Origin of the sequence: Herbaspirillum lusitanum P6-12 (genome assembly GCF_000256565.1) — a bacterium.
Taxonomy (GTDB): domain Bacteria; phylum Pseudomonadota; class Gammaproteobacteria; order Burkholderiales; family Burkholderiaceae_D; genus Herbaspirillum; species Herbaspirillum lusitanum.
Genome location: NZ_AJHH01000316.1, coordinates 1 through 18315, shown reverse-complemented (window position 1 = coordinate 18315; position 18315 = coordinate 1). Strand labels below are relative to the sequence as shown.

The following is an 18315-nucleotide window of genomic DNA, read 5'->3' as shown; positions in this document are numbered from 1 at the left end:
GCGCCAGGCAGGCAGCATCGATTTGCGTCGGCCAGCGTGGCGGACAGCAAGACCATCGCCTCGTTGGCGCTGATATTGCCGCTGACCGCAACCGAGCTGTGCTTGCCCTTGTGATCGAACTCCCACAGGCTTTTCCCAACGTAGGAATGCGTCAGGCAATTGTGCAGCGCCAGGTCCGCGACCTTTTTTGGCGTGCCGTGTTCGCGCAGATAGTCGGGCGACGCGCAAATCGTTGAACGGCACACTGACAGTCTGCGCGCGATCAGGTTGGGATCAAGGCGCGTGGTTATGCGGATCGCCAGGTCGATGCGCTCTTCCACCAGATTGACGGTGCGGTCGAGCATCACCAGATCGACCGCCACGCCGGGATAGCGCTTGCAGTAGGCAGTCACGGCACGCGCGAGTTGCGGGCCGAAGGAGGTCGTCGTGGTGATGCGCAACAAGCCCTTGGGCGCCTGCTGCGGCTGGTTGACCGCATGTTGCAAGTCGCTCGCGGATGACAGCATCTGTCGGCAGCGTTCGAGAATCTCGTTGCCGGCCGGCGTCAGGCTCAGGCGTCGCGTGGTCCGGTGCAACAAGCGCGCGCCCACCCATTCTTCCAGCTCCGCCAGATAGCGTGAAATCACCGGCCGCGACATATCCAGTTGCAAGGCCGCCGCCGACTGGCTACCGCTGTCGACGACGCTCACAAACACCTGCATTGCGGTCAATCTGTCCATGCCGGTTTCACCGCCCTCTCTCTTGATATCTCGTGGATATGTCCGGTTTTAGAAACAAACTATGTTTCATTATGCTGTTTTTCCAAAACAAATAAATCATTAATCTTCATCCGTCGCACTTTTCCCTGTGTTTAAACCGTTTTGGAGAGATGAACATGCATTCGAGCTTCCACACAATTTCCCGTCCGCTGCTGGCACTGGCCGCGGCTGTCGGCATTCTTGCCGCCGGCGCTGCTGCAGCGTCCGACAACGTCCTCAAACTGGATGCCTACAACCCCGGCGACAAGGCGCTGTTCCCGGTCAGCTCGGTGCTGGTCACCGGCAAGCAAGACGCGATTCTTGTCGACGCCCAATTCGGCCGCACGCAGGCAGAGCAGGTCGTGGAAAAGATCCGCGCCAGCGGCAAGAAACTGGTCGCGGTCTATATCAGCCACGGCGACCCGGACTACTACTTCGGCCTCGACACCATCAAGGCCGCCTACCCTGACGTGAAGATCCTGGCGACGCCGCAGACCGTGGCCCACATCAAGGAAACCGTCGCTCAGAAGCTGGCCTTCTGGGGCCCCAAACTGGGCGCCGATGCGCCGACGCAAACCATCGTGCCCGACGTACTCGACGGCAACACGCTGACGCTGGAAGGCAAGAAGCTGCAAGTAATCGGTCTTGACGGCCCGCAGCCCGAGCGCAGCTTCGTCTGGATTCCTTCCATCGGAGCCGTGGTCGGCGGCGTGGTGGTGAACGGCAGCGAGCACATCTGGATGGCCGACACGCAAGGTGCGCAATCGCACAAGGATTGGCTCGGCACATTGGCCCGTATCGAAAAGCTGAAACCGAGGATTGTCATCCCTGGCCACTACGCCGCCGGTGCGCCAATGACCATCGCCTCCGTGAAATACACCCGCGACTACATCAAGGCATTCGATGCGGAAACTGCAAAGGCGGTCGACTCGACCGCGCTGATCGCTGCAATGAAAGCACGCTACCCGGCGCCGACCAATTTATCGGTGCTGGAACTGAGCGCCAAGGTCGCCAAAGGCGAGATCAAGTGGTAACACGGTCCGGCAAGACGGCATCAACGCCCGATCGGGTATCCGCTCATTGAAGCAGCGAGATCGATAGCCAGAGCCGGCGCACCTGCGCCGGCGTTTCACGCCAGACTGTCGATCGCGCAAAGAGAAAGAAAGACCATGAGCTCCACGACCCTGCATTACATCTATGACCCGCTGTGCGGCTGGTGCTACGGCGCCGCGCCGCTGGCGGAAGCTGCACGCCGGGTCCTGCCCGTGATCGGCCACGGCGGCGGCATGATGACCGGCGCCAACCGCAAGCAGGTCAGCCCGGCCTTGCGCAACTACGTCATGCCGCACGATCACCGCATCGCGGAACTGAGCGGGCAACCATTCGGCGACGACTACTTCAACGGCTTGCTGCTGGATGAAACGGCGGTATTCGATTCGGCGCCGCCGATTGCGGCAATCCTGGCGGCGGACGACATCGCCGGACGTGGATTGGATCTGCTGTCACGTTTGCAGAAGGCCCATTACATTGAAGGAAAACGCATCGCCGACACGGACGTACTGCGTGCGCTGGCGGTGGAGGTGGGATTGGATGGCGAGGCATTCGCGCAAGCGCATGCACGCATCAGCAAGGAAGAACTGCAGCCGCACATTGCCGCCAGCCGCCGTTTCTTGGCGCAAGTCGGCGGCCACGGGTTCCCGACCTTTGTGCTGGAGCAGGAAGGCCGCTTCGAAGTACTCGATACCGGCCGCTGGCTGGGCAAAGCCGATGCGTGGCGCGCGCATCTCGCCGCTTGCACGCATCGTTGAATCGGCTTAGACCGGCAAGCCAAGTTCGCGCAACTGCTTCACCGTCTCGGCGCAATCGACATGATGAATCGCGTGCCAGCCGAGCCGGCGCGCCGCTTCGACGTTCTTCGCCGAATCGTCGAGAAAGACCAGTTCCGACGGCTTCAGGTTGGGTAGATGCTTGCCGTAGCGCGTCAGCGCGATCTGGTAAATCACGTCGTCCGGCTTGATGCATTGCTCGGTGCCGGACACCACGATGTCGCGGAAGATCTGCAGGAAATCATAGTTCGCCAGCGCATACGGAAACGTCTCCGACGACCAGTTGGTAAGACCGAACAGCGGCACATCCTTGTCGTGCAAGGTGCGCAGCAATTCGACGCCGTCATGCAGCGGTCCGCGCAGCATTTCCGTCCAGCGATCGTAGAAGGCACGGATCATCGGCGCGTGCTGCGGATGTTCAGCCAGCAGCAATTCGGTGCCCTCCTTCAGCGTGCGGCCGCCATCCTGGCGGATGTTCCAGTCGGGCGAGCAGACATGGGTGAGGAAGTGTTCACGCTCGGCGGCATCGGGAATCAGGTCTTGGTACAGGTGCAGCGGATTCCAGTCGAACAGCACGCCGCCGAAATCGAACACCACGGCGCGGATACCGGCCGAACTTGCATAGTCAGGGTTGAATTTTTGCGTCATTTTATTCAAGAGATCATCAGATGATGGAAGGAGGAGTTGCTACGACATCAAAGCGTGCGGAAAAATTCATACAACTCGGCGGCATCCGCATACGCCACGTTGAAACGGAACCACGGCTCGTCCGGCGGCGTGAGATGGAAAAATTCTCCCGGCGCCAGCCAGATGCCCTTTTGCCGCGCACGGTCGGCGATCTCGCGCGCATTCAGCTCGCAACCGTCCAGACGGGCCCAGGAAAACATGCCGCCGCGCGCCGCCGTGAAAGGCGTCAGACCGACTTCGCTGAGCTTGCCGTTGACGCGCGACTGCGCATTGAGCAGCGACGCCGCCAGGTTCTCGACATGGCGGCGATGATGGCCTTCGGTCAGCACGCTGTGCACCAGGCGTTCGTTGATTTCGGAATTGGTCAAGCTCAGCACCATCTTGGTATGCACCAGCTGGCGCGCCAGGTCGCGCTGGCAGGCGATGAAGCCGAGACGCAGCGAGGGCGCGATGGTCTTCGAATAACTGCCGACGTAGATCACGCGCTGCAAACCATCCAGCGCCGCCAGCATCGGATCGGTGGGCTGGCCCAGCTCGCGGAAGATGTCGTCCTCCACCACCCAGAAGCCATGGCGCTCGGCCGCTTGCAACACACGCATCGCGCAGGCCGGCGTGTACGACGTGCCGGTCGGGTTATGCAGCACGCTGGTGGTGAAAAACAGTTTCGGCTTGTGCGTGCGCGCCAGCGTCTCCAGCCTCTCGGTGTCGACGCCGGTGGGCGTGCGCGGAATGCCGATCACGTTGAGGTCGGCCATCCTGAGCATGGCGATCAGGTTGCAATAACCGGGATCGTCGACGAACACCGTCTCGCCGCGCTTGACCATGGTGCGGATGATCAGGTCCAGCCCCTGCGTCGCGCCGTGCGAGGTGAGCACCTGATCGAGCGAGACTTCCAGCGACCAGTTGGCCAGGAACTGGCAAATGATCTGGCGCAGCGGCGCGTAACCGTAAGGATGGCCATAGCCGACCTGTTGGGCGCCGGGCGAGCGGATGATGCGGCGCTCGGCCTGGTGCAGACCTTCATCGTCCAGCCACTTGCCGGGCAGCCAGCCGCAGCCGGCCTTGATCGGCACCCGCTCGTCGGCGAACATTTCCGACAATAGCCAGGCTGAATCGATGACCGGATCGGGCGGCGTGAACGCCATCGCCGGCGGCGGGTTGGCGCCCTTGGGCGCGATGAAGAAGCCGGCGCCGCGCCGCACGATCAGCAGGCCGCGCGCCACCAGTTGCTCATAAGCCTCCACCACGGTCGAGGCGCCGATGGCGTGCGACTCGGCAAACTGCCGCACCGAGGGCAGGCGTTCGCCGGAACGCAGCGCGCCCTGTTCGATCAATTGCGCCAATCCGTTCACCACTTGTTCGACCAGTCGGTTGCTGCCGCTTCTGGAGCCGCCCTTGGCGCCGCTGCGCTCCAATGTCAGGTAAACCGCTTCACGCTGGGCCTTCGCCATGTTGTCCTCGTTGCCGCCCGCTGCCGACGTTCTCAAGACCTTGTCAGGCGGGCAAGTGTCATCAATACAGATTGTTGAAATAAACAATACAGTTCTTCGGTTAATTCCAAAGTGTATCTAACAATCCCGGCCGCGTCTCGCAATAATCGAGCATCGTCAACCGCCCGAGGTGCGCCTGAAATGAACAAACCACTTTCCGCTTCCGATCTGTCCGCCTATTGGATGCCCTATACCGCCAACCGCAACTTCAAAGCCAACCCGCGCATGCTGGTGTCGGCGGAAGGCATGTACTATCGCGACGACGCCGGCAATGCCATCCTCGACGGCACCGCCGGCCTGTGGTGCGTACCGCTCGGCCACGCCCAGCCGAAGATCGTGTCGGCCGTGCAAAAGGCCGTGGCGACACTCGACTACGCGCCGTCCTTCCAGCTCGGCCATCCGATGGCGTTTGAACTGGCCGAGCGCCTGAAGCAATACACCGGCGGCCGTTATTCGCAAGTGTTCTACACCGGCTCCGGCTCGGAAGCAGTCGACACCGCCCTGAAAATCGCCCTGGCCTATCATCGCTCCCGCGGCGACGCCACCCGCACCCGCCTGATCGGCCGCGAGCGCGGCTACCACGGCGTCGGCTTCGGCGGCATGTCGGTCGGCGGCATCGGCGGTAATCGCAAGACCTTCAATTCGGCGCTGCTGCAAGGCGTGGATCACCTGCCGCACACCCACAACCTCGAAAAGAACGCCTTCACCAAGGGCGAGCCGGAATACGGCACCCACCTGGCCGATGAACTGGAACGCCTGGTCACGCTGCACGACGCCTCCAACATCGCCGCCGTGATCGTCGAGCCGGTGGCCGGCTCCACCGGCGTGCTGATCCCGCCCAAGGGTTACCTGCAACGCCTGCGCGACATCTGCACCAAGCACGGCATCCTGCTGATTTTCGACGAAGTGATCACCGGCTTCGGTCGCCTCGGCACGCCGTTCGCATCGGACTACTTCGGCGTCGAGCCGGACATCTTCACCACCGCCAAGGGCCTCACCAACGGCGTGGTGCCGATGGGCGCCGTGTTCGTCAAGCCGCACATCCACGACGCCTTCATGAACGGCCCCGACGGCATCGAACTGTTCCACGGCTACACCTACTCCGGCCATCCGCTGGCCTGCGCCGCCGGCCTGGCTTCGCTGGACATCTTCGAACAGGACGGCATCCTCGAACACGCCAACGGCGTCGCCGATTATTTCCAGGAGGCCGCCCACGCGCTACGCGGCCTGCCGCACGTGATCGACATCCGCACCATCGGCATGATCGTCGGCATCGAGCTGTCGTCGATTCCGGGCAAGGTCGGCGCACGCGCCTACGACGCCTTCCGCCGCGCCTTCAACGACGGCATCCTGATCCGCGTGACCGGCGACATCATCGCCTTGTCGCCGCCGCTGATCATCGAGAAGAAACACATCGACGAACTGTTCGGCAAGCTGGCGGCCATCCTCAAGACGCTGGCCTGATCCCACATCACAACGCAAGAAAGATTCATGGAAAAGATTGCACACTACATCGGCGGCCAGCGCGTCGATACCAGGAGCGGACGTTACGCCGATGTCTTCAACCCGGCCCTGGGCGTGGCGGTAGCACGCGTTGCGCTGGGCACGGCGGAAGAAGTCAATGATGCCGTCGCCACCGCCGTCGCCGCTTTCCCCGCCTGGTCCAATACGCCGCCGCTGACGCGCGCGCGCGTGCTGTTCAAATTCCTGAACCTGATCCAGCAGCACGCCGACGACTTCGCCGCCATCCTCACCCGCGAACACGGCAAGACTTTTTCCGACGCGCAAGGCGAAGTCGCGCGCGGTATCGAAGTGGTCGAATACGCGGTCGGCATTCCGCAAATGCTCAAGGGCGAATACACCGACCAGATCGCACGCGGCATCGACGCCTGGTCGATGCGCCAGCCTCTCGGCGTGGTGGCCGGCATCACGCCGTTCAACTTCCCGGCGATGGTGCCGATGTGGATGTTCCCGATCGCGCTGGCCTGCGGCAACTGCTTCATCCTCAAACCGTCCGAACGCGATCCGTCGGCGTCGCTGCTGATCGCCGAATTGCTGCAGCAAGCCGGTTTGCCGGACGGCGTGTTCAGCGTGATCCAGGGCGACAAGGTCACCGTCGATGCATTGCTCGATCATCCGAAAGTCAAAGCCATCAGCTTCGTCGGCTCGACCCCGATCGCCGAGTACATCTACGCGCGCGGCAGCGCCAAGGGCAAGCGCGTCCAGGCATTGGGCGGCGCCAAGAATCACATGGTGGTCATGCCGGACGCCGACATGCAAGTCGCGGTCGATGCGCTGATCGGCGCAGCCTACGGTTCGGCCGGCGAACGCTGCATGGCGATCTCGGTTGCCGTTGCAGTGGGCGACGCCGGCGACAAGTTGGTTTCTGCATTGGCTGAACGCACACGCAATCTGAAGATCAATGACGGCATGGAAAAAGATGCCGAGATGGGTCCGGTCGTCACCGCCGCGGCAAAAGCCCGCATCGAAGGCCTGATCGGCAAGGGCGTCGAAGAAGGCGCGACGCTGGTGGTCGACGGTCGCGGCTTCAAGGTGCCGGGTCGTGAAAACGGTTTCTTCGTCGGCGGCACCTTGTTCGATCACGTCACGCCGGAGATGACCATCTACAAGGAAGAAATTTTCGGACCGGTTCTCTGTGTGGTGCGCGCGCCGGATGTCGCCACAGCAGTCGAGCTGATCAACAACCACGAATACGGCAACGGCGTCGCCGTCTTCACACGCGACGGCGGCGTGGCGCGCGAGTTCGTGCGCCAGATCGAAGTCGGCATGGTCGGCGTCAACGTGCCGCTGCCGGTGCCGATGGCGTTCAGCAGTTTCGGCGGATGGAAGCGCAGCCTGTTCGGCGACCATCATGTCTACGGTCCCGAAGGCGTGCGCTTTTACACCCGCGCGAAAGCCGTGATGCAGCGTTGGCCGAACACCGCCAGCGCCGGCGCCGAGTTCGCGTTCCCGCAGATGAAATGATCCTGAAAGAAAAATGAAAACGGTGATTTCTCCATAGACAAAACGGCATGAGCGAACCTCATGCCGTCGCCGTTTTCGGAACCGGTTTTTTCATGTGAAGTATTGGTGCGAAAGACGAATTTGATGGTGCAGAACGATACTGGAAATGCACCGTCATCTGCAGAAAGGAAAGATTAAATTCATCAAAAGAAAAATCCCTCCGGGAAGTAATTCACGTAGCATGCAGTAACGCGAAAAAAACAAAATGCGGACGTGCAAAAAGACATGATCATGCAGCCATTCGCGGCAGTAAAAATATAAAAACGAACAGAGACATTAATCCAGGAGGAGCAATTCATGATCCAACGTCATCATGCATTGCGACGTTCGCACATTCGCGTGCGCACAAGGTCGCAAAACCGTCATCTTCACGCTGCTTTTACCGAGGTAAACGCGGTGCATTTCCTCATATCCCTGCAATAGTTTTTTGCTGTGCTTTTCCGCGCATTTTTCCCTCTGGCGGCGCCATGATTTTTTATCGTCACGGGCATGGAACTTGCGTCACAATACCCCGACTCAATTGCCGATCAACCCTTTCAATGCGCAGTCATTTTTTGGAGATGTGAATATGATGAAACGTCGTGATTTTCTCAAGCTGTCCGCCCTTGCCGCACCTGGCGCGCTGTCCTATACCGATGTCTTCGCGCAAGCCGATGCGATCCAGTTCGGTTGCCCGGTGCCGATGTCCGGCCCTTTCGCCGCCAACGGCAAGTACGCCGACATGGGCATGAAGCTGGTGCTGCAAAAATACGGCAAGGTGCTCGGCAAGAACCTGAGCTACACCACGTTGGACACCGAAGGAAAACCGGCGACCGCCGTACGCAAGGTGCAGGAAACGATGGAAAAGGGCACGCGCTTTTTCGCCGGCGGCATCCTCTCCGGCGAAGCGCTGGCGATGGGCAAGGAAGCGGAAAAAGGCGGCAGCATCTTCATCACCACCGCAGGCGCCGATGAAATCACCGGCAGCGATTGCAACCGCGCGACCTTCCGCTGGTCGGTGCCGACCTTCGGCGCGATCGAACAGACCGTGCGTCCGCTGCTGGAAAAAATGCCGAACGCCAAACGCTGGTACACCATCACGCCGCAGTACGTGTTCGGCGACGGCCTGCTGAGCGCGGCCAAGGCGATCTTCAAGGAAAAAGGCATCGAGCACGTCGGCAACAGTTACCACTCGCTGGCCGAGAAGGAATTCAGCGGCTACCTCACCAACGCCATGGCGGCCAAGCCGGACGTCCTGCTGCTGCTGAACTTCGGCTCGCAATCGTCGGACACGTTGCGCCAGGCGGTCAGCTTCGGCATGAAGAACAACTGTACGATTTTGATGGCCTGGGCCTCGGGACTGGAACAGTTCGAAACCCTGGGCGCGGACATTTGCGACGGCGTGTATTTCGGCGCGCAGTACTGGCACGCCATCGATGCGCCGTTCAACAAGGAATTCGTCAAGACGGTCAACGACGCGCTGAAGATCGACCCGAACTACAGCCTGGCCGGTTCCTATATCTGTACCAAGATCGTGCTCGACGCCATCATCAAGGCCAACAGCACCGATCCGAAAGCGGTCATCGCGGCCATGGAAGGCATGAAATACGAAGGCCTGACCGGCACCGAGGAAATCCGCAAGGGCGATCACCAGGTCATCAAGAACTACTACCTGCTCAAGGGCAAGGCCAAGTCGAAGATGCGCAACAAGAATGACTACGCGGACATCATCTCGTCCGGAAAATCCTTCCTCGCGCTCGACAAGACGATGTGCAAATTGACCTGATCGGGTTGATGTAGGTTTGTTTCTGCGCGGCGCCGTGCACCTCCCTCGCACGGCGCCAATTCCGCACATTACTGCAAGCTGCTTGCACAAGCGTTTCGAGGTTTCATGAATATCTATCTGCTGCAAATTGCCAACGGCATCGGCATCGGCATGCTGTATTTCCTTTTGGCGGTGGGCTTGTCCATCGTGTTCGGGCTACTGCGTTTCGTCAATTTTTCGCATGGCGCGTTCTTCCTGCTGGGTGCTTATTTCTGCTTCCAGCTCGGCGAAATGGGCGTCAATTTCTGGTGGTCGCTGCTGATCGCCCCCGTCGTGGTCGGCTTGTTTGCATTCCTGGTCGAGCGCTTCGTCCTGCGCCACATTTATGCCTTGCCGCATCATTTCCATATTCTCTTCACGGTCGGCCTGGCGCTGGTGTTGCAGGAAGCCGTTATCTCTTATTGGGGTCCGCTGGGCAACAATATTTCGCCGCCGGATATCTTGCAAGGCGTGGTCATGGCCGGCGGTTTCGTGTATCCGAAATACCGTCTGTTCGTGATCGCTTTCACCGCCGTGATGGCGCTGCTGCTGTGGTGGATCCTGGAAGGCACGCGCCTCGGCTCCATCGTGCGCGCCGGTAGCGAATCAACCGAAATGGTGTCGCTGCTGGGCCTCAATATCGATCGCATTTTCAGTCTGGTGTTTGCACTGGGCGCCTTCACCGCTGGCCTTGCAGGAGCGCTGGCGGCGCCGATTCGCGGCGTCGAGCCGTTCATGGGCGTGGAAGCGCTGGGCATCGCTTTCGTCGTGGTGGTGATCGGCGGTCTTGGCAGTTTCTCCGGCGCGCTGGTGGGCGGCATCCTGGTCGGCATCGTGCAAAGCGTGATGAGCACGGTGTGGTCGGAAGGCGCGCATCTGATGATTTACGTGGCGATGGCGGCGGTCATGCTGCTGCGTCCCAACGGCCTGCTTGGCCGCGCCAGCTGAGGAGACGGCCATGAAACATATTGCTCATTTCCGTTTTACGCTGCTTGCCATCGCCGTCGTGTTGCTGCTGCCGTTGTGCGTCGGCTCCGGCACGCTGGCGACCGAAGTGCTGATCTATGCATTGGCTGCGCTCGGCTGCAATCTGCTGCTCGGCTATACCGGCCTGATGTCGTTCGGCCAAGGGATTTTCTTCGGCATCGGCAGTTACGCCACCGGCCTCGCGCTGCTGCACCTGAAAGCGCCGCTGCTGATTTCGCTGGCGATCGCCGCCGTCATCGGCGGACTGATTGCGCTGCTGGTCGGCTGGTTCTCGATCCGCCAGCGCGGCACTTATTTCGTCATGCTGACGCTGGCGTTTGCGCAGATGTTCTACTTCCTCGCCTACACGATGAAGGACATCACCGGCGGCGACAACGGCCTGCTCGACATTCCGCGTCCTAACCTGTCGGTACTGGGTCACACGCTGTTGCCGACGACCACGTCGTGGCAGTACTACAGCTTCGTCGCGATCCTGTTCGTGGTGGTGTTCTGGCTGCTGCAACGCGTGGTCGACTCTGTGCTGGGCCGCACCTTGCTGGCGGTGCGCGACAACGAGGCGCGCGCATCCGCGGTGGGCTACGACATCACCTTGCTGAAGCTGGCGGCCTTCGTCATCTCGGGCGCCGTGACCGGCCTCGCGGGCGGCCTGCACGCGATGATGACCGGGGTCGCACCGTTGTCGAATATTGAATACCACACCAGCGAATCGATCCTGATCATGACCGTGATCGGCGGCACCGGCAACCTGTTTGCCTCGGTGCTGGGCGCTTCGTTCTACGTATTGGTCGGCAACTGGTTGTCGACGCTGTGGCCGCGCTGGCTGATGCTGCTCGGCTTCCTGCTGATCGGCGTGAGCCTGTACATGCACAAGGGCTTGTACGGTCTTGCGCAATCGCTGCTGCGACGCTTGCGCCCGGGTGAAAAACCGAGCGCCGACGTCGCCAAGGAGAGTCATTGATGAATACGCCCATCCTCAAAGCGGTGAACGTGACCAAGCGCTACGGCAAGTTCACCGCCGTCAACAACATCACGCTGGATATCCTGCCCGGCACCGTGCATTCGGTGATCGGACCCAACGGCGCCGGCAAGACGACGCTGTTCCATACGCTGACAGGCACCACGCCGATCACCGAAGGCAGCATCCTGGTCGAAGGCGAAGAAGTCTCGCACCTGCCCGGCTACAAGCGCGTGCGCAAGGGCCTGGCGCGTTCGTTTCAGGTGACCAGCCTGTTCCCCAACCTGAGCGTGCATGAGAACCTGCGATTGGCCGCCCAGGGCACACGCCCCGCGCAAGCGCTCAATCCGTGGAAGCGGCCCGAATTGCTGCGCCAGGCCTGCGCTATCGCCGAGCAGCTGGTGGTGCGTCTGAATCTGCAAGGCGTCGCTGACCGTCTCTCCTCCGAACTCTCGCACGGCCAGCAACGCCGCCTGGAAGTCGGCATGGCGATGGCGGGCCAGCCGAAGGTGATCTTCCTCGACGAACCGACTTCGGGTATGGGCATCGATGACATCGCCGACATGAAGAAGCTGATCCACAGCCTGCGCGACAACTACACCGTGGTGCTGATCGAACACAACATGGATATCGTGATGGACATCTCCGACAGCATCACGGTGATGCAGCAGGGACAGATCCTGGCGCAAGGCAAGCCGGATGAAATCCGCAACGACGAACGCGTGCGCCGCGCTTATCTGGGCAGCATGATCACCGGAGGCAAGGCATGATCCTCAATGTACAAGATATTCACGGTTATTACGGCAAGAGCCATGTGCTGCAAGGCGTGTCGTTGCAGGTCGCGGCCGGCGAAGTGGTGACGCTGCTGGGCCGCAACGGCGCCGGCAAAAGCACCACCTTGAAAAGCATCGTCGGCGTGGTGCAACCGCGCCAGGGCAAGGTCATGTTCGAAGGCAATAACGTCGCCGGCCTGCCTGCCTACAAGATTGCCGCACGCGGCGTGTGCCTGGTGCCGGAACATCGCGGCATCTTCAAGCTGCTGACGGTGGAAGAAAACCTGACCATGGCGGCGCGCAAGGATTCGGCCTGGGGCCTGGAAGACGTCTACAAGATCTTCCCCCGCCTGAAGGAGCGCCGCAAGAACGGCGGCGGCCAGTTGTCGGGCGGCGAACAGCAGATGCTGGCGATTGCGCGCGCGCTGATGACGCATCCCAAGGTGCTGATGCTGGACGAACCGGTCGAGGGACTGGCGCCGGTGATCGTCGACGAGATCGTGGCGCAGATCAAACTGATCAAGGCGACCGGCATGTCGATCATCCTGGTCGAGCAGAATCTGGAGGTCTGCACACAGTTGGCGGATCGGCATTACATTGTGGAGCAGGGGCGCATTGCCTATACCGCGACCAATGCGGAATTCCTTGCCGACGACAGCGCGAAAGATCGCTATCTTGGCGTGAATCTGGCTGCATGAGTTGCCGCCTGAGTTACTAGCCGGATATCGTACAAACAGAATTTGACGGAGCCATTCATGGACATGAAAACCAGCATCACCAATTTACGCATCGACGGCAAACGCCTGTGGAACTCGCTGATGGATCTCGGCGCCATCGGTGCCACGCCGAAGGGCGGCGTCTGCCGCCTGGCGCTGACCGATCTCGACAAGCAGGGTCGCGACCTCGTCAGCAGCTGGGCGAAACAGGAGGGCATGAGCGTGGTCGTCGACCAGATCGGCAACATCTTCATGCGCCGCGCCGGCCGCAACAACGATCTGCCGCCGGTGGTCACCGGCTCGCACATCGACACGCAACCCACCGGCGGCAAGTTCGACGGCAACTACGGCGTGCTGGCCGGCATGGAAGTCATCCGTACGCTGAACCAGCACAACATCCAGACCGAAGCGCCGATCGAAGTTGCGGTGTGGACCAACGAAGAAGGTTCGCGCTTCGTGCCGGTGATGATGGGTTCCGGTGTGTTCTGCGGCGCGTTCACGCTGGAGCATGCTTACGGCGCAACCGACGTCGACGGCAAGAACGTCAAGGATGAACTGACGCGCATCGGCTATATCGGCGAGCAGAAGTGCGGCGACCATCCGATCGGCGCGTATTACGAAGCGCACATCGAACAAGGCCCGGTGCTGGAAAACGCCGACACCGTCATCGGCGTGGTGCCGGCCGTGCTCGGCCTGTCGTGGTACGACTGCACGGTCACCGGTTTTGAATCGCACGCCGGTCCGACGCCGATGGAAATCCGCAAGGATGCGCTGCAAGTGTCGACCTATATCATGCAGGAAGTCGTGGCCATTGCGAACCGCTATCCACCCTACGGTCGCGGCACCGTCGGCCAGGTGCAGGTGATGCCGAACAGCCGCAACGTGATTCCTGGCCAGGTGAAATTCTCCATCGATCTGCGCAACGTCAGCGACGAGACATTGAATCAGATGCACGAAGACTTGCTGGCCTGTCTGGAGCAAACCCGCCAGAAGACCGGACTGAAGATCGAGCTGGAACGCGTGTCCTATTTCCCGCCCTGCCCTTTCCATCCCGACTGCGTGGGCGAAGTGCGCAATGCGTCGGCGATGCTCGGTTACGCGACGATGGATGTGGTATCGGGCGCCGGCCACGACGCGATCTACGCCGCGCGCCTGGTGCCGGCCGGGATGATTTTCGTGCCGTGCAAGGACGGCGTCAGCCACAACGAGATCGAAGACGCCAAACCGGAACATCTGGAGGCCGGCGCCAACGTGCTGCTGCATGCCATGCTCGCCACCGCAAAAGTCGTCGCCTGAATATAGAACCAGCAAGGAATAGTCATGCCGTTGAAAATTGTCATCGCACGCCTGAATCACGAGACCAACACCTTCTCGCCGATCCCGACACCGCTGGAGGCCTTCCTGCCGCAATGGGACGGTGCTGCCTACCAGGACCAGAAAGGCGCACGCACCGCGATGGGCGCCTTCCTCGACATCGCTGACGGCATCGCTGCCACTATCGTGACGCCATTGTCCGCAACGGCCAACCCGAGCGCGACGGTGGCCGCCGATGCTTATACGTTGATGACCGACGCCATCGTGCGGGCAATCGAGGGCGGCTGCGACGCCATCATGCTCGATCTGCACGGCGCGATGGTGGCGGAAAACGCCGACGACGGCGAAGGCGCGCTGCTCGAACGCATCCGCAAGATCGCACCGCATGTACCGCTGTGCGTGGCGCTCGACCTGCACGGCAACGTCACGCAAAAGATGGTCGACAACGCCGACATCATCGTCAGCTTCAAGACCTATCCGCACATCGACATGTATGAAACCGGCGAACATGCCGGGCGCCTGCTGGTGGAGCTGCTGCAGAAGAAATCGCATCCAGTCACCGGCTGGCGGCAAATACCGCTGCTGTCGGCGACGCTGACCAGCAATACCTCGGCCTCGGCCATGCTGCGCGCAGTCGAACAGGCCAGGCAGGCGGAGAAACAGGCGGGCGTATTGGCGGTATCGGTGCTGGCAGGATTCCCGCTGTCCGACTTCCGCGATGCCGGCATGTCGGTGGTGGTGGTGACCGACAACGATATCGCGCTGGCGCAGAACGTCGCCGATGCGATCGCGAAACAGATCTGGGCCGAGCGCGACGACTTCGTCTACGACAGCCAGCCGCTGCGCCAGTCGCTGGCGCATGCGCGCGAAATGGCGGCAGGCGCCGGCAAAGGCCCGGTGCTGTTGCTGGACCATAGCGACAACGTCATGTCGGGCGGCACCTGCAACACCATGGACGTGCTGGAAGCGGCACTGGCCGAAGGCATGCGCGGCATCGCCGCCGGTCCGATCAGCGATCCGGAAGCGGTCGCGCAATTGTTGAAAGCCGGCGTCGGCGCTACCGTCACGCTGGCGGTCGGCAACAAGGTGGCGCTGACGCAGCAGGGCATCGTCAAGACGCCGCTGCAACTGATCGGCAAGGTGCTGGCGATCACCGACGGCGTGTTCCGCGTGTCCGGCCCGATCTATACCGGGTCCACCATCAACATGGGCAACAGCGTGCTGTTCGATACCGGCGCTGCCAAGATCGTGATCACCGAAGAACGCGTCGAACCGTATGACCTGGGCGTGTTCACCAGCCTGGGCCTGGACCCGGCAACGATGGATTACGTGATCCTGAAATCGCGCATGTATTGCCGTCCGGTGTTCGTGCCGATCAGCAAGGGCCTGGAAGAATGCGACTCCGATAGCGGCGGCCCGACCAGCTCCAACTTCGACCTGTTCCCGATCCGCAAGGTACGCCGTCCGGTCTATCCGCTGGACGCGACCACACCGTCGCCGGTCTGACGGTCTGACGTTGAGTATTACGACGATGCCATCGACGAGCGCGCAGGGCCGCAAGGACAGCGCCAAGGCCAAATTGTTGCTGCTCGTCCTCGGCGTGCTCTGGGGACTCAACTGGCCCGCGGTCAAGGTATCGCTGGGCGGGGTTTCGCCATGGACCTTGCGCAGCATCGGGCTCGGCGCTGCGGCGTGCACGCTGTTTCTGCTGGCGTTCGCACGCGGCCGCAGCCTGTACATCGACCGGCGCGATCGTCCGCACATCGTCATGACCGGCCTGCTCAATATCGCGATGTTCAATATCCTGCTGACCTTCGCCCAGCTCGGTGCGGCGACCTCGCGCGTGGCGATCATCACCTATTCCATGCCGCTGTGGGCGACGCTGTTTGCGCGCATCGCGCTCGGCGAGAAACTCGACCGCGTGCGCGGCATCGGCCTGGCATTCGGCGCCGGCGGCCTCGCCGTATTGATCGCGCCGTTGATCGGCGGCGGCCTGCTGAATTTGCCGCACGGCATCCTCTACGCACTGGCCGCGGCACTGACCTGGGCGGCCGGAACCGTCTATACGAAATGGGCCAGGGTCAATGCGGAACCGCTGGCGATCGCCGCGTGGCAATTGCTGATCGGCGCGCTGGTGGCGCTGGCCGGCTTGCTGTCGTTCGAGGGCTGGCCACACCTGGGTGCGCTACAGTTGACGGTGATGGTCGCGTTGGCTTATCACATCTTTTTCGGTATGGCGGCGGCCTACATCCTGTGGTTCGAAATCATTGCCAGGTTGCCAGCCGGCGTCGCCGCGTTGGGCACTTTGCTGGTGCCGGTGGTCGGCGTCAGCAGCGCGGTGCTGCTGCTCGGTGAACGCCCCAGCATGCCCGACCTGCTGGGCTTCGCGCTGATCTTCGGCGCCGCCGTCTGCGTGCTGCTGCCGACGGGCGTGGTGGCGCTGGCCGGCTTGCTGTCGTTCGAGGGCTGGCCACACCTGGGTGCGCTACAGTTGACGGTGATGGTCGCGTTGGCTTATCACATCTTTTTCGGTATGGCGGCGGCCTACATCCTGTGGTTCGAAATCATTGCCAGGTTGCCAGCCGGCGTCGCCGCGTTGGGCACTTTGCTGGTGCCGGTGGTCGGCGTCAGCAGCGCGGTGCTGCTGCTCGGTGAACGCCCCAGCATGCCCGACCTGCTGGGCTTCGCGCTGATCTTCGGCGCCGCCGTCTGCGTGCTGCTGCCGACGGGCGCCCTGCGGGTGCGCCTGCGCAGGGTCTGACCGGTTCGCTGATCAGTGCGGCGTGGTCTGCAGCGAATTGACGAAAGCGGTCTTGAGCACATGGTGCGGCACGTAGAGCAAGTCCGTGACCGTCTCCGGCGCCAGCGCGCGCGAAAAGAAAAATCCCTGACCGAAATCGCAACCGATGTTGCGCAGGTGGTCGACCTGCATCTCGGTCTCGGTACCTTCCGCCACGACCTCGATGCCGAGATTGCGCGCCAGCGTCATGATGGTCTGCACGATCTGCAAACGCTCGTGGTCCTCATTCATGCGCATGACGAAGGAACGGTCGATCTTCAACACGTCTAGCGGAAAACGGTGCAGGTAGCTGAGCGATGAATAGCCGGTGCCGAAATCGTCGACGCTGAAGCGCACGCCGATCTCGCGCAACTGCGACAGGATACGGATGGTGCGCTCGACGTCGCCCATGGTCACGCTTTCGGTGATCTCCAGGCGCAAGGTATTGGGATCGATGCCGGTCTCGGCGACGATCTGCTTGATCTGGTCCACCAGGTTGGGCTGAACGAACTGGCGCGGTGAAATATTGACGCTGATGGTGAGCGGCTTGGCGCGCGGGAATTGCCGGTGCCATTGGTGCATCTGGCGGCAGGCTTCGCGCAGCACCCACATGCCGATGTGGAGGATCAGGCCGGTGTCTTCGGCGACGTCGATGAAGTCGCCCGGATAGACCAGCTCATCCGGTCCGCGCTGCCAACGCACCAACGCCTCGACGCCGACGATGATGCCGCCCTGCAATTCAATGATGGGCTGGTAGTGCAGTACGAATTCATTGTTCTTGAGGGCGTGGCGCAGCGCGGTCTCGATGGCGAGGCGGCTGACCTCGCCCTTGCGCATGCTGCGGTCGAACACTTCGTAGCGACTCTTGCCCATGGCCTTGGCGCGGTGCACGGCGAGGTCCGCATCGCGCAAGACTTCATCGGCAAGCGTATGGCCGACGTCGCTGAACACGATGCCTGTGCTGGCGCTGGCGTAAATTTCCTGGTCGCGGATCAGGAACGGCAACGCCATCGCCGCCTGGATGCGCTCGGCGATGCGCACCGCTGCGCCGACATCGTCGATGTCGCTCAGCAGCACCGTGAATTCATCGCCGCCCATGCGCGCCAGCGTGTAGCTCGGGCTGATACCCTTGGCGCCCTCCTCTGCCGAGGAGGCAGACAAGCCGGGATGATCCGGACGCAGGGCGTTCCTGAGGCGCGCAGCGACCTGGATGATCATGCGGTCGCCGGCCAGGTGGCCGAGAC

The 18315-nt window shown here is 61.8% G+C and carries 16 protein-coding genes; 12 read left to right on the top strand and 4 right to left on the bottom strand.

Annotated elements, in window-relative coordinates; genetic code table 11:
• On the bottom strand, positions 1-719 hold a 719-nt coding region (locus HLUSI_RS0109910; protein ID WP_016833820.1), incomplete at its 3' end, for a LysR family transcriptional regulator.
• Positions 720-874: 155 nt separating this feature from the next.
• On the opposite strand from HLUSI_RS0109910, the gene HLUSI_RS0109905 reads away from it, so the two are divergent.
• The gene (locus HLUSI_RS0109905; protein ID WP_040503346.1) at positions 875-1771 is read left to right on the top strand and encodes an MBL fold metallo-hydrolase; all 897 of its coding nucleotides are present in this window, start codon (positions 875-877) and stop codon (positions 1769-1771) included.
• A 135-nt stretch (positions 1772-1906) separates the two neighbouring features.
• Complete coding sequence (locus HLUSI_RS0109900; protein WP_016833818.1) at positions 1907-2545, top strand: DsbA family protein; 639 nt, start codon at positions 1907-1909, stop codon at positions 2543-2545.
• A 6-nt stretch (positions 2546-2551) separates the two neighbouring features.
• On the opposite strand, the gene HLUSI_RS0109895 is transcribed toward HLUSI_RS0109900, so the two are convergent.
• Positions 2552-3211 carry an HAD family hydrolase gene (locus tag HLUSI_RS0109895; RefSeq protein WP_016833817.1) on the bottom strand — a complete coding sequence of 220 codons (660 nt, stop codon included), beginning with the start codon at positions 3209-3211 and terminating at the stop codon, positions 2552-2554.
• 47 nt (positions 3212-3258) lie between these two features.
• Positions 3259-4701 carry an aminotransferase-like domain-containing protein gene (locus HLUSI_RS0109890; RefSeq protein WP_016833816.1) on the bottom strand — a complete coding sequence of 481 codons (1443 nt, stop codon included), beginning with the start codon at positions 4699-4701 and terminating at the stop codon, positions 3259-3261.
• A gap of 180 nt (positions 4702-4881) precedes the next feature.
• On the opposite strand from HLUSI_RS0109890, the gene aptA reads away from it, so the two are divergent.
• The 10 genes from aptA to HLUSI_RS27960 all read left to right on the top strand — a co-directional run bounded on the left by aptA (position 4882) and on the right by HLUSI_RS27960 (position 17053).
• Positions 4882-6204, top strand: coding sequence for an omega-aminotransferase AptA (gene aptA / locus HLUSI_RS0109885; RefSeq protein ID WP_016833815.1), 1323 nt, complete (start codon positions 4882-4884; stop codon positions 6202-6204).
• A gap of 27 nt (positions 6205-6231) precedes the next feature.
• Positions 6232-7725, top strand: a complete 1494-nt coding sequence (locus HLUSI_RS0109880) for a CoA-acylating methylmalonate-semialdehyde dehydrogenase (RefSeq protein WP_016833814.1) — start codon at positions 6232-6234, stop codon at positions 7723-7725.
• Between the two features lie 610 nt (positions 7726-8335).
• Positions 8336-9529, top strand: coding sequence for an ABC transporter substrate-binding protein (locus HLUSI_RS0109875; protein WP_029363339.1), 1194 nt, complete (start codon positions 8336-8338; stop codon positions 9527-9529).
• Positions 9530-9634: 105 nt separating this feature from the next.
• The gene (locus HLUSI_RS0109870; RefSeq protein ID WP_016833812.1) at positions 9635-10495 is read left to right on the top strand and encodes a branched-chain amino acid ABC transporter permease; all 861 of its coding nucleotides are present in this window, start codon (positions 9635-9637) and stop codon (positions 10493-10495) included.
• Between the two features lie 10 nt (positions 10496-10505).
• A complete protein-coding gene (locus tag HLUSI_RS0109865) occupies positions 10506-11492 on the top strand; it encodes a branched-chain amino acid ABC transporter permease (protein ID WP_016833811.1) in 987 nt (328 codons plus the stop codon).
• Complete coding sequence (locus HLUSI_RS0109860) at positions 11492-12259, top strand: ABC transporter ATP-binding protein (protein WP_016833810.1); 768 nt, start codon at positions 11492-11494, stop codon at positions 12257-12259. Before HLUSI_RS0109865 ends, HLUSI_RS0109860 begins: the two co-directional genes overlap by 1 nt.
• Positions 12256-12960 (top strand): ABC transporter ATP-binding protein, encoded by a 705-nt coding sequence (locus HLUSI_RS0109855; protein ID WP_016833809.1) that lies wholly within the window; start codon positions 12256-12258, stop codon positions 12958-12960. Before HLUSI_RS0109860 ends, HLUSI_RS0109855 begins: the two co-directional genes overlap by 4 nt.
• Positions 12961-13017: 57 nt before the next feature.
• Positions 13018-14274 (top strand): Zn-dependent hydrolase, encoded by a 1257-nt coding sequence (locus HLUSI_RS0109850; RefSeq protein WP_016833808.1) that lies wholly within the window; start codon positions 13018-13020, stop codon positions 14272-14274.
• A gap of 24 nt (positions 14275-14298) precedes the next feature.
• Entirely contained in the window at positions 14299-15798 is a 1500-nt protein-coding gene (locus HLUSI_RS0109845) for a M81 family metallopeptidase (protein WP_016833807.1), read from the top strand.
• A gap of 25 nt (positions 15799-15823) precedes the next feature.
• Positions 15824-17053, top strand: coding sequence for a DMT family transporter (locus HLUSI_RS27960; RefSeq protein ID WP_016833806.1), 1230 nt, complete (start codon positions 15824-15826; stop codon positions 17051-17053).
• A gap of 12 nt (positions 17054-17065) precedes the next feature.
• Here HLUSI_RS27960 and HLUSI_RS27955 read toward each other — a convergent pair.
• Positions 17066-18315 (bottom strand): putative bifunctional diguanylate cyclase/phosphodiesterase (locus HLUSI_RS27955; protein WP_016833805.1); only part of this gene is annotated, 1250 nt, incomplete at its 5' end.

Bases quoted from the DNA above. Each gene is read 5' to 3' on its own strand.
- HLUSI_RS0109905 (WP_040503346.1), top strand. From the start codon at position 875: ATGCATTCGAGCTTCCACACAATTTCCCGTCCGCTGCTGGCACTGGCC.
- HLUSI_RS0109900 (WP_016833818.1), top strand. From the start codon at position 1,907: ATGAGCTCCACGACCCTGCATTACATCTATGACCCGCTGTGCGGCTGG.
- HLUSI_RS0109895 (WP_016833817.1), bottom strand. From the start codon at position 3,211: ATGACGCAAAAATTCAACCCTGACTATGCAAGTTCGGCCGGTATCCGC.
- HLUSI_RS0109890 (WP_016833816.1), bottom strand. From the start codon at position 4,701: ATGGCGAAGGCCCAGCGTGAAGCGGTTTACCTGACATTGGAGCGCAGC.
- aptA (WP_016833815.1), top strand. From the start codon at position 4,882: ATGAACAAACCACTTTCCGCTTCCGATCTGTCCGCCTATTGGATGCCC.
- HLUSI_RS0109880 (WP_016833814.1), top strand. From the start codon at position 6,232: ATGGAAAAGATTGCACACTACATCGGCGGCCAGCGCGTCGATACCAGG.
- HLUSI_RS0109875 (WP_029363339.1), top strand. From the start codon at position 8,336: ATGAAACGTCGTGATTTTCTCAAGCTGTCCGCCCTTGCCGCACCTGGC.
- HLUSI_RS0109870 (WP_016833812.1), top strand. From the start codon at position 9,635: ATGAATATCTATCTGCTGCAAATTGCCAACGGCATCGGCATCGGCATG.
- HLUSI_RS0109865 (WP_016833811.1), top strand. From the start codon at position 10,506: ATGAAACATATTGCTCATTTCCGTTTTACGCTGCTTGCCATCGCCGTC.
- HLUSI_RS0109860 (WP_016833810.1), top strand. From the start codon at position 11,492: ATGAATACGCCCATCCTCAAAGCGGTGAACGTGACCAAGCGCTACGGC.
- HLUSI_RS0109855 (WP_016833809.1), top strand. From the start codon at position 12,256: ATGATCCTCAATGTACAAGATATTCACGGTTATTACGGCAAGAGCCAT.
- HLUSI_RS0109850 (WP_016833808.1), top strand. From the start codon at position 13,018: ATGGACATGAAAACCAGCATCACCAATTTACGCATCGACGGCAAACGC.
- HLUSI_RS0109845 (WP_016833807.1), top strand. From the start codon at position 14,299: ATGCCGTTGAAAATTGTCATCGCACGCCTGAATCACGAGACCAACACC.
- HLUSI_RS27960 (WP_016833806.1), top strand. From the start codon at position 15,824: ATGCCATCGACGAGCGCGCAGGGCCGCAAGGACAGCGCCAAGGCCAAA.